A 13,917-nucleotide genomic window follows, 5' to 3' on the forward strand; every position below is an offset into this window, starting at 1 on the left:
AATTTTTAATCCCGTTTTTAGATTGTGCAGAGATAACCTAAATAGGTTTATTTGTTCATATCAATTTAACACTTAACTTTGTACGATGCAATTTACTGCCAAGCAGATAAGCGAATTTATAGATGGCACCATTGAAGGCGATGAAAATGCTAAGGTAACAGAACTTTCTAAGATAGAAAATGGTACTGCTGGGTCTTTATGTTTTTTGTCTAATCCTAAATATGAAAACTATTTATACTCCACGAAGGCTTCAGTTGTCATCGTAGGGAATGATTTTTTTCCTTCTCAGCCTATAGAAAGCACTTTAATTAAAGTGGCTGATCCTTACAGTGCGTTTTCAGTTTTACTGGAGAAATACAATGAAGTGATCAACCAGATGAATGCGCAGTCAGGTATTGAGCAGCCATGTTTCATCCATCCTTCTGCAAAAATTGGTAAGAATGTATTCATTGCAGCCTTCAGTTATATCAGTGAAAATGTGGTGATTGGTAATGATACCAAAATCCAGTCGCAGGTATTCGTAGGTGCAGATACCCTAATTGGAAACAACTGTCAGATTTTTCCTGGCGTAAAAATATACAACCGTTCTGTGCTTGGTGATAACATCGTCATTCATGCAAATACCGTAATTGGCAGTGATGGTTTTGGCTTTGCGCCGCAACCAGATGGCACGTATACGAAGATTGCACAGATCGGCAATGTGGTGATTGAAGACGATGTTGAGATTGGTGCAAATACGTCGATAGACCGGGCAACAATGGGCTCTACTTTCATTAGAAAAGGAGTAAAACTGGACAATCTGATTCAAATCGCACATAATGTGGATGTAGGCGCTCACACTGTAGTGGCCGCACAAACCGGAATTTCCGGCAGCACAAAAATCGGTGAAAACTCGGTTATTGGCGGACAAGTTGGTATTGCCGGTCACCTCAGCCTTGCAAAAGGAACTCAGATTGGTGCTCAGGCAGGAATCAACTTCAATACCACCACCGAATTTAAACAATGGCATGGCAGCCCCGCACAGCCTTTAAGAGACTGGATGAGGGCTTCAGTGATCTTTAAACAACTGCCAACGGTCGAAAAACGAATCGGAGCATTAGAAAATACGATCTCAGAACTCAAAGCAATAATTGAACAAAACAGCACAATAGCAAAATAATGAATGTGAAGCAAAAAACCATAAAAGGCGAAGTTTCTGTATCTGGAGTAGGCCTGCATACCGGAGCAAATGTGACGCTTACTTTTTGTCCGGCACCAGAAAATCACGGATTTAAATTTCAAAGAACCGATTTACCGGGTAGTCCGATTGTGGATGCTGATTGTGACAACGTTACGGATACAGCAAGAGGAACTACAATTTCTCAAAATGGCGCTAGCATCAGTACAGTAGAGCATGTAATGGCCTCGTTGGTGGGAATGGACCTGGATAACGTATTGATTAAGTTAGACGGCCCGGAAACGCCAATCATGGATGGCAGCGCGATTATGTTCCTGGAAGCACTGGAAAGTGTAGGTGCCCAGTTACAAAGTGTAGACCGTGAGTATTTCACGATTCCTCATAACATTACTTATACAGAACCAGATAGAAAAGTGGAGATTGTGGCGATGCCATTAGACGATTACAGATTTACCTGTATGATCGACTATAATTCTCCTGTTTTGGGTAGTCAGCATGCTGGAATTTCCAGCATTGCAGAATTTAAAAAAGAAATTGCTTCCTGCAGGACCTTCTGTTTCCTTCACGAATTGGAATACCAACTTCAAAATAACCTGATTAAAGGGGGAGATTTGAACAATGCCATCGTGATTGTTGATAAAGAAGTGACTAAAGAGGAGTTAGACCACCTGGCGAAAATCTTCAACAGAAGCGCGATAGAAGTGGCTCCTCAAGGCATTTTAAATAATATGGAATTGCGTCACCAAAATGAGCCTGCAAGACATAAATTGTTGGATATGATCGGTGACCTTGCTTTGGTAGGGGTGCATTTAAAAGGTCATATCATGGCTGCTCGACCTGGACATGCTGCCAATGTGGCTTTTGCTAAGAAAATCAAAGCAGCCATTAAAAAAGAGAAAAATAAAAAAGTACAGCATATCTATGATCCATCTGTAAAACCATTATATGATGTGGTGCAGATTATGGATATTCTGCCGCACAGACAGCCATTCCTGTTTATCGATAAGATTTTGGAATTGTCTAAAACACACGTAGTTGGTGTTAAGAATGTAACGATGAACGAAGAGTTCTTTAAAGGACACTTCCCAGGAGCACCGGTATTTCCAGGTGTAATCCAAATCGAAGCAATGGCACAAACCGGTGGTATTTTAGTATTAAGTACCGTTGAAGATCCAAGAAATTACCTGACTTTGTTTTTGAAAATTGACAATGTACGTTTTAGAGCCCAGGTTTTACCTGGTGATACGATCGTGTTCAGGTGTGACTTAATGGAGCCCATCAGAAGAGGTATCGCTCAGATGAAAGGTGTCGGCATGGTAGGTGGTAAAGTTGTGGTGGAAGCAGAGATGATGGCCCAAATTGTTAAAGTAAAAGAAAGCGAAACCGTATCATGATACAACCCTTAGCGTATATACATCCGCAGGCAAAAATTGCCGATAATGTAGTAATTGAGCCTTTTGCAGTGATACACAAGGATGTAGAAATTGGGGAAGGTACCTGGATCGGGTCAAATGTGGTCATCATGGATGGCGCTAGAATTGGTAAAAACTGTCGGGTATTTCCAGGATCAGTGATCTCTGGAGTGCCTCAGGATCTGAAATTTGCAGGAGAAGTAACGACTGCAGAAATTGGCGATAATACCACGATCAGAGAGTGCGTAACCATCAATAGAGGTACAAAAGATAAATGGAAAACGGTGATCGGCAGCAACTGTCTGATTCAGGCGTATTCTCACATTGCTCATGATTGTGAGGTAGGTGATCACTGTATTTTCTCTAACAGCACCACACTTGCAGGTCACATCACCATCGGTGATTATGTGGTTCTGGCCGGTTTGGTCGCGATCCATCAGTTTGTAAAAGTGGGTTCTCATGCCTTTGTAACCGGTGGTTCATTGGTGAGAAAAGATGTTCCTCCGTATGTGAAAGCAGCTCGTGAGCCACTTTCTTATGCCGGGATCAACTCTGTTGGTTTGAGAAGAAGAGGGTTTTCTTCGGAACAAATCAATGAAATTCAGGAAATTTACCGCGTATTATTTGTGAAACACAACAATGTAAGTAAAGCATTGGACATGATTGAAGCAGAGTTCGCACCTACAGAAATCAGAGACGAAATCTTAGAATTCATCAGAAACTCGAATAGAGGGGTGATGAAGGGCTTTGGTTCTGGTAGCTAATACATATTGATGAAAATCAGTTTAGATAAGGCCGGAAGACGGTTCAACCAGGAGTGGATTTTTCGTAACCTCAGTTATGAATTCAAGGCCCCTGGTACTTACGCTATCCTCGGACCAAATGGTTCGGGAAAGTCGACCTTATTGAGCATGATTCTCGGTAATTTATCTCCTTCTGAGGGTTTAATCAGCTATCAGAAGGAGAAAGTTGTTCCCGTCGAAAACATTTATCAGCACCTCAGCTTCGCCGCACCTTACCTCGATTTAATCGAAGAGTTTACGCTCGAAGAGACGATAGATTTCCATTTCAAATTTAAAGGGCTGTACAAGGACATGACCAAGGAAGGGGTGTTAGAGTTGCTGGGACTGAAGAAGTCGCAGGATAAGGCTTTAAAATACTTCTCTTCGGGAATGAAACAGCGTACCAAACTCGCTTTAGCCTTTTGCAGCAGTACACCAATTTTGCTTTTAGATGAGCCAACGTCTAACCTGGATCAACAGGGAGTAGACTGGTATTTGCGCTTAATCGCTGATTTTACCGACGAAAGATTAGTCATAGTAGGGTCAAATCAGGAGGTCGAGTATTCATTTTGTGAGCATTTCATCCAGGTAACTGACTATAAATAATGTCATGTTTTTATTTTTTTTCGCCCTTGAAAGGCGTTTAAACGAAGAAAAGCGTATAAATAAATATTTTTTTAAAATACTATTGTGAGATTCAAAAATAGTATTTACCTTTGCAGAACGAAATAAGGACCTGAGGGTCAGTAATATTTCAGATAAAATGACAAAATAAGAACCTGTGAAAACAGGGGAAATATATAAAGATAATAAAATAAGAATTTTCATAGTTTAGTTTTAGGTTTAGGTTGATTGTGGCTTCGGAGTGGTTCCCGAAGCCATCTTTTTTTACAGGTTTTTTTCGCCAATGGCAGCGCCCATGCCATTCATTTTCCCTTTATTTGTATCTTGAGCTTCCTAATACCACTGCTGGGTTTTGGAATCAGCAATAAGAAATATGGACAAAGCAGGCATCAGAAAACAAATTTTACCCATCAGAAAGGCGCTTTCTCCAGAAGAGGTGCAGGAACTTACTGAAAAGCTACTGGAGCAGTTTAAACTGCTCGACCTATCCAAGGTTAAAACCCTTCACATTTTCCTACCCATTAAGTCCCAGAATGAACCGGATACTTTTTTGATCATCAATTGGCTGAAAGTGCATCATCCGGAGATTAAGATTGTGGTGCCAAGGGCGGATTTTGAAACTTCATTAATGACACCTCATTATTTTGAGGGTATGGACGACCTGGAAATGAATGCCTATCAGATTCTGGAGCCTGCAAAGGCAAAAATTCATGAGGGAGAGATACAGATGGTAATCGTGCCTTTGATTGCGTTTGATCGAAATGGGTACCGTGTAGGGTATGGAAAAGGCTTCTACGACCGATTCTTACAAGGAATAAGGACGGAAAAGATCGGCCTGTCGCTATTAGATGAATTGGTTGAAATTGACAATGTCAACGCGCATGATGTGCAGCTTGATCGTTGTATTACGCCAAACCAGACTTACGTTTTCCCGATATCCTGAATGATCTTTTTAGCTGTTTTATGCCTTAACGGAGCTGGGCTTTTATAAAATCAGTCACCAGATAAGCAATGGTTTTTGCGGGAGCAGTGCTTTCTCTCCCGTCGCTCATTTTGGTGGCAGCTTCACATAAGTGCATATAGGCGAATTTTTTCTTCGTTTGAAGGATGATCTTCCGGATGTCGTTAAGATGGAATCCTGAGGGGGTAAAAGCGCTAGAGAGCATATTTTCTACGCAGTCAAGGTCTATTTCCAATCCAGTGGGATTGGTTAAGCCAGAAAGAAGGGGTTGCAGTTCAATCAGGTAACTGTGGTCTATACCTAACAAGTCATCAAAAAATACAGCATTTATATGCTGATTTTTTGAAATTTCAGTTAAAATAGCGCTGTTGTTATAGTTTTGATGCAGGCCGAAAATGGAATAATGCTGTAGAAATCCATGCTTTAAGGCATAACTAAAGCCATTTCCACTGTGTCTGCCTTTTGCAGGACGAAGATCGGCATGGGCATCTATGTTGAGCACATCCATCTGTTTTTCAAAGCCCAGGGAGCATCCTTTAAGAATCGGATAAGCGTTGTTATGGCCTCCGCCTATAATGATGGGCGTTTTTCCTGCTGCTATGATTTTTTGAATAACTGGATAAACTTGTTCATCAATATCGGCAACTGCATTTTCAAGCTCGGTATTCTCGATATTGGTGTTTTTCAGGCCGATGTTTTCCGAATCGATGTGCTCTAAATTGTTTTTTTCTGGATCTGGGAATTCAAAATGTCCGAGCACCATTAGTTCATTTCCTGATAAAAAATGGGTGCTTTGTGTATTTAATAAGGCTTTTAGGGCCGGAATCCAGGCTGTAGCCGCACCGGCAATGCCCTGGTTGGCACGAACGCCAATGTCTTCTGGAATGCCCAGCAGCACAAAGCGAGCAGGGCTATCTTTCAACTGCTCCCATCCAGAAAATAGAAGTACCTGTTCGCCAATTTTGCTTTCGCCTGCTCTTGAATTGACCAGCGCTGAAATTCTCGCTTTATCGTATGTTTTTAAGGCTTCCATTAGTAGATTTTACCGTTAAGAATCAGCGTCTTTATTTGGGATTGTCCGAAACTGTAAGGCAGAAAAGCCAGAGAGGATAGTGGTCTGGTAATGATCAGGTTCGCTTTTTTTCCTTTCGTAATGCTGCCTGTCAGGGCGCTCAGTTCCATTGCTGCCGCTCCGTTTAGGGTACAGGCATTTATAGCCTCTTCTGGCAGCATTTTTAATTTGATACAGCCTAAAGAAAGCACAAAATTCATGTTGCCGGATGGGGTAGATCCTGGGTTATAGTCGCTGGCAAGTGCCACAGGGACATTGGACTGGATTAGCGCAGGTGCATTGGCAAAAGGAATGCCCAGGTAAAAAGAACAGGATGGCAGTAGGGTGGCGATGGTGTTTCCTTCAGTCAGTGATGCGATGGTAGCCTCATCAGTGGCTTCCAGATGGTCTACAGAGACGGCCTGATGTTTTACGCCGATTTGTACGCCTCCTGATATGGAAAGCTGATTCGCATGGATTTTTGGCTTGAGGCCATATTGTGCCGCGGCAGTCAGCAATTGATCTGTCTCCTCAACGGAGAAAAATCCTTGTTCACAAAATACATCCATATAATCTGCCAGACCTTCGTCTGCAATTTTTGGCAGCATTTGGTCTATAATCAGCGAAATATACCCCTGATGGTCATTTTTATAGGCAAGGGGGAAGGCGTGTGCAGCTAGAAAACTGGCTTTTACCGGAATCGGAAAGCTTTCTTTTAGTCGGCGGATTACCCGCAACATTTTCAGTTCACTGGCTAAAGACAGGCCATAACCGCTTTTAATCTCTATAGCGCCGGTACCTTGGCGGATCACATCGTTTAAGCGCAGGGAAGCCGCCTCAAAAAGTGCTTCTTCGTCTGCGACTTGCATTTTTGCTGCGGAATTTAGGATTCCACCTCCCGCAGCAGCAATTTCTTCATAGCTTTTCCCTGCAATTTTCATCACGAATTCTTCCTCCCTTGGGGCGGCGAAAACAATATGAGAATGGGAGTCACACCAGGAAGGCAGTACATAACCACCTTCCGCAGACCATGTTTCGAGCTCATTTGGCAATTGCAGCGGGAGGGCATTCATGGTTCCAAAGTCACTGATCAGCCCATCTTCACAAAGGAGCCAGGCATTTTCCAAAAGCGGAAGTTGTGCCATTTCGGCACCTCTGAGCATCTTCAGCCCTTTAGGATGTAAGCCAACGAGGGTTCCGATGTGGGTGATGAGTAATGAAGCCATGGTTAAAGTGGTTAAGTGGTGAGTTCTAACATCACCGGACAATGGTCAGAATGAACGGCATCTGCTAAAATAGTCACGTTTTTTAGTCTTTCCAACATTGGTTTACTGGCCAAATGGTAATCGATACGCCAACCCAGGTTTTTTCCTCTGGAACCGGCTCTGAAACTCCACCAGGTATAATGGTGCGGATCCTTGTTGAAATGTCTGAAAGTGTCAATAAAGCCATTTGTCAGGAACATTTCCATCCACTCTCTTTCTTCTGGTAAAAATCCTGAGGAATTTGCGTTAGATTTTGGATTATGAATGTCGATTGCCGTATGACAGATGTTGTAATCTCCGGAAATGATCAGATGAGCATACTCTTTCTTTAATTCTCCGATATAGTGGTCAAAAAAACGCATAAATTCATACTTTTTAACCTGTCTGTCGTCTCCACTGGAGCCAGATGGCAGGTAAACACTCATTAAAGAGAAATTGTCGAAGTCTGCACGGAGAATACGTCCTTCTTTGTCGATCCATTCTTCTCCACAGCCATATTCTACATGATTAGGTTTGATTTTTGTTAAAATGGCCACGCCGCTGTATCCTTTTTTTTCTGCTGGAAACCAGTAATGGTGGTAGCCGAGCTGTTCAATTAAGGCCAGGATTTCTGGAATCTGGATCGGCAATGCTTTAACTTCCTGCAGGCAAACCATGTCGGCATCGGTAGTCTGTAACCAGCCAATGAAATTTTTTGTAGTGGCAGAACGTATGCCGTTGACGTTGTAAGAGATGATTTTCATCAGTATTGTTGTGTTATAGTGTCTCTGAAAGGGATTTGTTTCCTTTACAGGTGATGTTTATTGGTGCTAAATATAGCTCAGCATTTTTTGGGGAAGCGCTTAAAGGGGGGCGATTAATAAGCCGAAGCGTCAGTCACTAATTCTTCCTGACGTTTCATTTCTTTCTCCAGTTTTTTTACCTCTCGGCGTTTCAAAACCGTAATTGTCATTCTGACATCTACTACTGGGCGGTCATTTTTATCGGTTTCAACGCCAGCGACCTGATCAATCAGGTCGATCCCTCTCACCACTTCTCCATAAACGGTATAATTGCGGTCTAGGTGTGGTACGCCGCCAATCGTTTTATAAACTTCACGCTGATAGGCCGGGATTTTTGCTTTTAACCTTTTTGTTTCAGTCATGTCCAATTCCTCATCAGTAAACTTGCGGCCCTGAGCCAGGTAAAACTGACTGCCGCTGGATGCCTTTTCTGGATTGTCGTCGCGGGCGGCCGCTAATACGCCTTTTTTATGGAACAAACTATCGCGAAATTCTGCAGGAACAGTATAGCCAACGCTTCCTTCTCCAAGCTGCTGTCCGGGTTTCGCATTTTTAGTGCTCGGATCGCCGCCCTGAATCATAAAATTCTTGATCACCCTGTGGAATAAGGTATTGTTGTAAACGCCTTTCTTCGTCAACTTCAGAAAGTTATCCCGGTGCAGCGGGGTTTCATTGTAGAGCATGATGATACATTCTCCCTGATCGGTTTTTAGCCTTACATATTGGTGTTTTGGTTTTGCAGCAAAGGCGGTGCTGAAGCAAAGACACAAGATAAGTACACAGAATTTCTTCATTATTTAGTCAAATTTAGGGCTAAGTTAAGGTAAATCTGCTTTATTAAAAGGGGCAGTCGTTTTCTCTCATAATTATGACTAGTTTTGTTAAAACATGAAGCTGCGACAAAAACTTACACTGGGCCTATGTGCATTTTACCTGATCACGATGATCGGATTTGCATTGAATATGCACTTTTGTGGGGGCAAGCTTTCCGAGATTCGCTGGATAGAAACTGCCAGTTGCAGTGCCTGTAAAGCATCGGAAAAAAAGCAGCTTTCTGGCGATTGCTGTAAGGACAAATCGGTTGAAGCGAAGATTAAAGACAGCCATCAGGTAGGGTCGAAAGTCAAACTTCCAATGGATTTTAGCCTGGAAATGTTCTTTAGTCCAATGATTGCGGAGGTTTTCAGACAATTGCTGCCTACACTATTCAGTAGCGTAGAAAATAAGGCTCCGCCACTCTCTTCCATTCTCTCTCTTCACGCGTTCAACTGCGTATTCAGAAATTAAACCAGGAATAATTTATTTTCCTTGCGGCAAGCTTGCTGTGAGGGCTTTGACGCGTTCGTATTTCGCTGTCAACGAGTTCATTATTAACACATAAATTATATCCACATGAATACTATTAAAAATCTAATCATACTTTCTATCGTTTTAATCGCAGGTAAAGCATCTGCACAACAAATTACTACTGCTGAGTTACAGGTAACCGGTTTAACCTGCTCTATGTGTTCTCAGGCTACTGAAAAGTCTTTGAGAACTTTAGATTTTGTAGACGCGATTGAGCCGGATTTAAATAAAAACCTATTTGCCATTACTTTTAAGAAGGATAAAGCGGTAAATATCGACCAGATTAGAAAGAAAGTAGAAGCTGCAGGATTTTCTGTAGGGAACCTAACTGCTGTTTTCAATTTTAACAACACTAGGGTAGATGAAAAAGGAATGGCTATTGCCGGAAACCATGTTTACCAGTTTTTAAATCAGAAAAATCAGACCTTAAACGGACCGGTAACGGCAACGGTGGTCGACAAAAACTTTATCTCTGGTTCGGCATTTAAGAAAAAAGCTGCGCAGTTGAAATCTGATACTTATGCTAATGGTGAAGGTTTGGTAAACGGTAAAAAGACACGTATTTATCACTTAAGCATCTAACAGTAAAGCATGAGATTTTTTAAATTTTTACTGGTACCCATCGCGATTGCGATGGGTACCAGTGCTCAGGCGCAGGAATTATATGTGTTTACCGAGCCTGCCAGCAACATGCCGGCAAAATCCGTTGGTATTAGATTGACTAATGAAGGCAGAGTAAACCCTGACTTCTCGATTAGAACCACTCCAGAGCTCATGTTAGGCTTTAATAAGAACCTGATGGTACATGCACAAGGCTTTTTATCCAACATGGATGGGAGCTACAAAGCAGAAGGAGCCAGTTTATATGCGAAATACAGGTTCCTTTCTATAGATGAGATGAAACGCCATTTTCGTATGGCTGCATTTGGAAGAATCAGTACCAGCAGCAGGCCTACTTTTTCTGAAGACATCAATCTGGAAGGTGACAATTCCGGTGTTCAGGGCGGATTGGTTTTCACTCAATTGTTGCATAAGCTGGCTTTATCGACTACTTTAAGTTATACCAAGTCTTTTGAGCCCGATAGTAAACAGCAGCTGGGTATGCCTCAGCCAAATCAGATGCTGGGGTACAGTCTTTCTTCTGGTTATCTGGTACTTCCATTTGTTTATAAGAATTACAATCAACCAAATTTCAACCTTTATTTCGAGGTTTTGGGGAAGACGAATCCTGAAAATGGAAGGTCTTATGTAGATTTTGCACCAGCAGTGCAGATGATTATCAACAGCAGAACACGGATAGATTTGGGCTATAGGTTTGAAGTAGCAGGCAATGTGGCCAACCGGTACAATAAAAACATGTACATGCTGAGGGCAGAATTCAATTTTTATAATGTGCTAAAATAATCTGCCGACGGTATTTCTTATCATACATCAACAATCTGCCTTTTAATTCGTTATACATTTGTAAATCACTAAAATATAGAATTATGAAAAAGGTATTTTTATTACTGGTTGTGCTGTCGATCAGCGTGGCGTCTTTCGCACAAACGAAATGGAAGCTTGACCCTATGCACTCATTTGTGAACTTTTCTGTTGGTCACATGGGAATTTCATTCGTAGATGGTGCATTCAATAAGTTTGATGGTACGATAGAGGCTGCTAAAGCAGATTTTACAGATGCTAAAGTCAATTTTACAGTAGATGTAAATAGCATAGACACACGTGTAGAGCCACGTAATAAACATTTGAAATCTGATGATTTCTTTAATGCCGAAAAATATCCTAACATGACCTTTGTGAGCACGTCTTTCAAAAAAATGAGTGGAAATAATTATGAATTGACAGGAAAGCTGACCATTCGTGACGTCACGAAAGATGTAAAGTTTAATGTGGTTTTCGGTGGAACGCATACGGACGATAAAGGAACAACAAAAGCTGGTTTTGCAGCTAGTACCACCATTAACCGTCTGGATTATAACATCAAATTTGATCCAACAGGAATGGGCGTAGCTAAAGACGTTAAGATCTCTTTGAACCTGGAATTTGTTCAGGCAAAATAAGGATAGGACATTTAGGGGGGAGACCCCCTTTTTTTTACTTCATCATCATGACCAATTTATCTCAATTCCGAACTTTTAGCCAGCATTTACCGCTTCAGGATTACTTAATGCCCGTTTTATTTATGGGACACGGTTCTCCTATGAATGGGATTGAAGACAATGAGTTCAGTGCAGAATGGGCCAATATGGCGCATAATATTCCTGTTCCAACTGCTGTAATCGTAGTTTCCGCACACTGGTTTACGAAAGGGACCCATTTAACAGCGATGGACTTCCCGAGTACGATTCATGATTTCGGAGGTTTCCCGCAGGCTTTATTTGATGTCAATTATCCTGCTCCAGGAAGTCCCGATCTGGCTATTGCTGCAAAAAAACTGATCCATAGTGTGGAGGTCGGTTTAGACCACGATTGGGGCTTAGACCATGGCGCATGGACGGTTTTAAGGCATATGTATCCACAAGCCAATGTCCCTGTGGTACAATTGAGTATCGATTATACAAAAGATGCCAGGTTTCATTACGAATTGGCTAAAGAGCTGTATGAACTCCGTAAGAAGGGGGTGCTCATTATGGGCAGCGGCAATATGGTGCATAACCTGAGGATGATGAGCTGGGAAATGATCAATGGAGGTGGTTACGATTGGGCTTTAGAGATCAATGACCAGTTTAAACAGTTGATTCTGAATAACGAGCATCAGCCTTTACAGGCTTATCAGACTCTAGGGAAAGCAGCAATGCTGGCCATTCCTACGCCTGAGCATTACTTGCCGCTGATGTATACCTTAGGTTTGAAAAATGACCAGGAACCGGTTACACTTTTTAATGATAAGGCTGTTGCCGGATCTTTAACGATGACTTCTGTCAGAATTGGTTAGAGATTTTACATCAATTTCCTTAGCCATTTCAATACCCATCCTTTTTTTTCATAAGGAGGATAAATCAGGTTGCTCATGTCCAATTTGGATTGAAAAACAACGGCTCTTTCATGAGAAAAAGCTTTAAATCCAAATTGACCGTGACAACTGCCTAATCCGCTGCCATTAACCCCGCCAAAAGGTAATTTAGGATTGCTGATGTGGATCAGCACATCGTTTACGCAGGTTCCGCCTGCGCTGGTGCTTCTAATGACCTGCTGAATCTGTTTTTTATCCTGACTAAAGAGGTAAAGTGCCAAAGGTTTGTCCATTTTATTGACGAATGCAATGGCCTCTTCCATCGTTTTATAAGGGATAATAGGCAATACAGGGCCGAAAATCTCTTCCTTCATGATGTTTGCATTTTCTGGTAGACCGGTTAATACGGTCGGTAAAATGGTCTGTGTAGACTCGTTTCCAGGGCCACCATAAAGGAGTTTGGCTCCTTTTGATACAGCATCATCAACGAGTCCCTGGATGCGATTAAAATGCTTTTTATTGATGATTTTAGCATAGCTGGAGAGGTTGAGTTCCCCGTCCTCTCTAAAGAACATCCGCTGAACTGCCGCCTTATATTTTTCTATGAATGCTGCTTGTAACGATTCCTGGATCAGGATATAATCTGGCGCAATACAGGTTTGGCCCGCATTGGTGAGCTTCCCCCAGGCAATTTTGGAGGCGGCGATGTCCAGATTAGCCGTTTCATCAATGAGTGTCGGTGATTTTCCGCCTAGTTCCAGGGTTAAAGAGGTCAGGTTTTTCGCTGCAGCTTCCATCACTATCTTTCCTACAGCAGTACTTCCTGTAAAAAAGATGTGATCAAAGGGCAAACTCAGCAGGTGCGTAGAGAGCGTGGCATCCCCTTCAAAACAGCAAACTTCTGATTCTTCAAAGCATTCTTCAATCACCCGGCAGATGATGGAACTGGTTTCAGAACTTAATTCTGAAGGCTTTAGGATGGCACAATTTCCTGCGGCAATGGCCGAAATTAAAGGGGCCATCATCAGCTGAAAAGGATAATTCCAAGGTGAAATAATTAGGCAAACACCCTTTGGTTCGTAATAGATCCTGTTTTTTGCCATTAGTGCCGTAATCGTTTTCCCTACTTTTAACGGACGCATCCAGCTGCTCAGGTTTTTAATGGCATAATCTATTTCGCTGTAAATAAAAACAACTTCGGTAATTGCCGACTCAAATTCGCTCTTTCTTAAATCGCTCTGCAAGGCCGCATAGATTTCTTTTTCATACAGCTGTATACTGCTCTTTAAAGCACTCAATTTATTAATTCGTTGCGTCGCATTGCTGTTTCTAAGTGTATATTTATACGCTTGCTGTGCTTTAAAAACGGAGTTAATAGTTTGTATCATAAATGCCGGCTAGGTGATGCTAATGAAAAGGACCTCTGCTGAGGTTACTAAATATACAAAATGAAACGATCTTCTGCTCATATTGAAGCGCGGTATCTAAAATTATCGAATGGTATAACGCTACAGCTAGGAGCAGGCCTTCTGTGATGATTAAAAAATATTTGAATCCGTTTAA

At 41.9% G+C, this 13,917-nt stretch carries 15 protein-coding genes; 10 read left to right on the plus strand and 5 right to left on the minus strand.

The window, feature by feature from the left end; all coding sequences use genetic code 11:
• Positions 1 to 85: 85 nt before the first annotated feature.
• From lpxD to K7X70_RS00805, 5 genes are all read left to right on the plus strand, one after another.
• Positions 86 to 1,159, plus strand: a complete 1,074-nt coding sequence (gene lpxD, locus K7X70_RS00785) for a UDP-3-O-(3-hydroxymyristoyl)glucosamine N-acyltransferase (protein WP_222535292.1) — start codon at positions 86 to 88, stop codon at positions 1,157 to 1,159.
• Entirely contained in the window at positions 1,159 to 2,571 is a 1,413-nt protein-coding gene (locus tag K7X70_RS00790) for a bifunctional UDP-3-O-[3-hydroxymyristoyl] N-acetylglucosamine deacetylase/3-hydroxyacyl-ACP dehydratase (protein WP_222535293.1), read from the plus strand. The genes lpxD and K7X70_RS00790 overlap by 1 nt, the downstream gene beginning before the upstream one ends.
• On the plus strand, positions 2,568 to 3,353 hold the full coding sequence (gene lpxA / locus K7X70_RS00795; protein WP_062546374.1) for an acyl-ACP--UDP-N-acetylglucosamine O-acyltransferase: 786 nt from the start codon (positions 2,568 to 2,570) through the stop codon (positions 3,351 to 3,353). Before K7X70_RS00790 ends, lpxA begins: the two co-directional genes overlap by 4 nt.
• Positions 3,354 to 3,362: 9 nt before the next feature.
• Entirely contained in the window at positions 3,363 to 3,977 is a 615-nt protein-coding gene (locus K7X70_RS00800) for an ABC transporter ATP-binding protein (protein WP_222535294.1), read from the plus strand.
• Between the two features lie 370 nt (positions 3,978 to 4,347).
• Complete coding sequence (locus K7X70_RS00805; protein ID WP_255606850.1) at positions 4,348 to 4,938, plus strand: 5-formyltetrahydrofolate cyclo-ligase; 591 nt, start codon at positions 4,348 to 4,350, stop codon at positions 4,936 to 4,938.
• 25 nt (positions 4,939 to 4,963) lie between these two features.
• On the opposite strand, the gene K7X70_RS00810 is transcribed toward K7X70_RS00805, so the two are convergent.
• The 4 genes from K7X70_RS00810 to K7X70_RS00825 form a co-directional block, all read right to left on the minus strand.
• Positions 4,964 to 5,989 carry a formimidoylglutamase gene (locus tag K7X70_RS00810; RefSeq protein ID WP_222535295.1) on the minus strand — a complete coding sequence of 342 codons (1,026 nt, stop codon included), beginning with the start codon at positions 5,987 to 5,989 and terminating at the stop codon, positions 4,964 to 4,966.
• Positions 5,989 to 7,233, minus strand: coding sequence for an imidazolonepropionase (gene hutI / locus K7X70_RS00815; RefSeq protein ID WP_222535296.1), 1,245 nt, complete (start codon positions 7,231 to 7,233; stop codon positions 5,989 to 5,991). The genes K7X70_RS00810 and hutI overlap by 1 nt, the downstream gene beginning before the upstream one ends.
• An 11-nt stretch (positions 7,234 to 7,244) precedes the next feature.
• Positions 7,245 to 8,015, minus strand: a complete 771-nt coding sequence (locus K7X70_RS00820; protein ID WP_222535297.1) for an exodeoxyribonuclease III — start codon at positions 8,013 to 8,015, stop codon at positions 7,245 to 7,247.
• A gap of 113 nt (positions 8,016 to 8,128) precedes the next feature.
• Complete coding sequence (locus K7X70_RS00825) at positions 8,129 to 8,848, minus strand: peptidylprolyl isomerase (protein ID WP_222535298.1); 720 nt, start codon at positions 8,846 to 8,848, stop codon at positions 8,129 to 8,131.
• A 94-nt stretch (positions 8,849 to 8,942) separates the two neighbouring features.
• Between K7X70_RS00825 and K7X70_RS00830 the strand changes: the two genes are divergently transcribed.
• From K7X70_RS00830 to ygiD, 5 genes are all read left to right on the plus strand, one after another.
• Entirely contained in the window at positions 8,943 to 9,341 is a 399-nt protein-coding gene (locus tag K7X70_RS00830) for an HYC_CC_PP family protein (RefSeq protein ID WP_222535299.1), read from the plus strand.
• 105 nt (positions 9,342 to 9,446) lie between these two features.
• Positions 9,447 to 9,983 (plus strand): heavy-metal-associated domain-containing protein, encoded by a 537-nt coding sequence (locus K7X70_RS00835; protein WP_222535300.1) that lies wholly within the window; start codon positions 9,447 to 9,449, stop codon positions 9,981 to 9,983.
• A 9-nt stretch (positions 9,984 to 9,992) separates the two neighbouring features.
• Positions 9,993 to 10,805 carry a hypothetical protein gene (locus K7X70_RS00840; RefSeq protein ID WP_222535301.1) on the plus strand — a complete coding sequence of 271 codons (813 nt, stop codon included), beginning with the start codon at positions 9,993 to 9,995 and terminating at the stop codon, positions 10,803 to 10,805.
• An 83-nt stretch (positions 10,806 to 10,888) separates the two neighbouring features.
• Complete coding sequence (locus K7X70_RS00845) at positions 10,889 to 11,461, plus strand: YceI family protein (RefSeq protein WP_222535302.1); 573 nt, start codon at positions 10,889 to 10,891, stop codon at positions 11,459 to 11,461.
• A 47-nt stretch (positions 11,462 to 11,508) separates the two neighbouring features.
• Positions 11,509 to 12,336, plus strand: coding sequence for a 4,5-DOPA-extradiol-dioxygenase (gene ygiD / locus K7X70_RS00850; protein WP_222535303.1), 828 nt, complete (start codon positions 11,509 to 11,511; stop codon positions 12,334 to 12,336).
• A gap of 5 nt (positions 12,337 to 12,341) precedes the next feature.
• Here ygiD and K7X70_RS00855 read toward each other — a convergent pair whose 3' ends face one another.
• Positions 12,342 to 13,742, minus strand: a complete 1,401-nt coding sequence (locus K7X70_RS00855; RefSeq protein WP_222535304.1) for an aldehyde dehydrogenase family protein — start codon at positions 13,740 to 13,742, stop codon at positions 12,342 to 12,344.
• Between the last annotated feature and the right edge of the window lie 175 nt (positions 13,743 to 13,917).

This window comes from Pedobacter polysacchareus (genome assembly GCF_019802255.1).
Lineage (GTDB): Bacteria > Bacteroidota > Bacteroidia > Sphingobacteriales > Sphingobacteriaceae > Pedobacter > Pedobacter polysacchareus.

Excerpts from the sequence above, each read along its gene's own strand:
- lpxD (WP_222535292.1), top strand. The coding sequence starts at position 86 with ATGCAATTTACTGCCAAGCAGATAAGCGAATTTATAGATGGCACCATT.
- K7X70_RS00790 (WP_222535293.1), top strand. The coding sequence starts at position 1,159 with ATGAATGTGAAGCAAAAAACCATAAAAGGCGAAGTTTCTGTATCTGGA.
- lpxA (WP_062546374.1), top strand. The coding sequence starts at position 2,568 with ATGATACAACCCTTAGCGTATATACATCCGCAGGCAAAAATTGCCGAT.
- K7X70_RS00800 (WP_222535294.1), top strand. The coding sequence starts at position 3,363 with ATGAAAATCAGTTTAGATAAGGCCGGAAGACGGTTCAACCAGGAGTGG.
- K7X70_RS00810 (WP_222535295.1), bottom strand. The coding sequence starts at position 5,989 with ATGGAAGCCTTAAAAACATACGATAAAGCGAGAATTTCAGCGCTGGTC.
- hutI (WP_222535296.1), bottom strand. The coding sequence starts at position 7,233 with ATGGCTTCATTACTCATCACCCACATCGGAACCCTCGTTGGCTTACAT.
- K7X70_RS00820 (WP_222535297.1), bottom strand. The coding sequence starts at position 8,015 with ATGAAAATCATCTCTTACAACGTCAACGGCATACGTTCTGCCACTACA.
- K7X70_RS00825 (WP_222535298.1), bottom strand. The coding sequence starts at position 8,848 with ATGAAGAAATTCTGTGTACTTATCTTGTGTCTTTGCTTCAGCACCGCC.
- K7X70_RS00830 (WP_222535299.1), top strand. The coding sequence starts at position 8,943 with ATGAAGCTGCGACAAAAACTTACACTGGGCCTATGTGCATTTTACCTG.
- K7X70_RS00835 (WP_222535300.1), top strand. The coding sequence starts at position 9,447 with ATGAATACTATTAAAAATCTAATCATACTTTCTATCGTTTTAATCGCA.
- K7X70_RS00840 (WP_222535301.1), top strand. The coding sequence starts at position 9,993 with ATGAGATTTTTTAAATTTTTACTGGTACCCATCGCGATTGCGATGGGT.
- K7X70_RS00845 (WP_222535302.1), top strand. The coding sequence starts at position 10,889 with ATGAAAAAGGTATTTTTATTACTGGTTGTGCTGTCGATCAGCGTGGCG.
- ygiD (WP_222535303.1), top strand. The coding sequence starts at position 11,509 with ATGACCAATTTATCTCAATTCCGAACTTTTAGCCAGCATTTACCGCTT.
- K7X70_RS00855 (WP_222535304.1), bottom strand. The coding sequence starts at position 13,742 with ATGATACAAACTATTAACTCCGTTTTTAAAGCACAGCAAGCGTATAAA.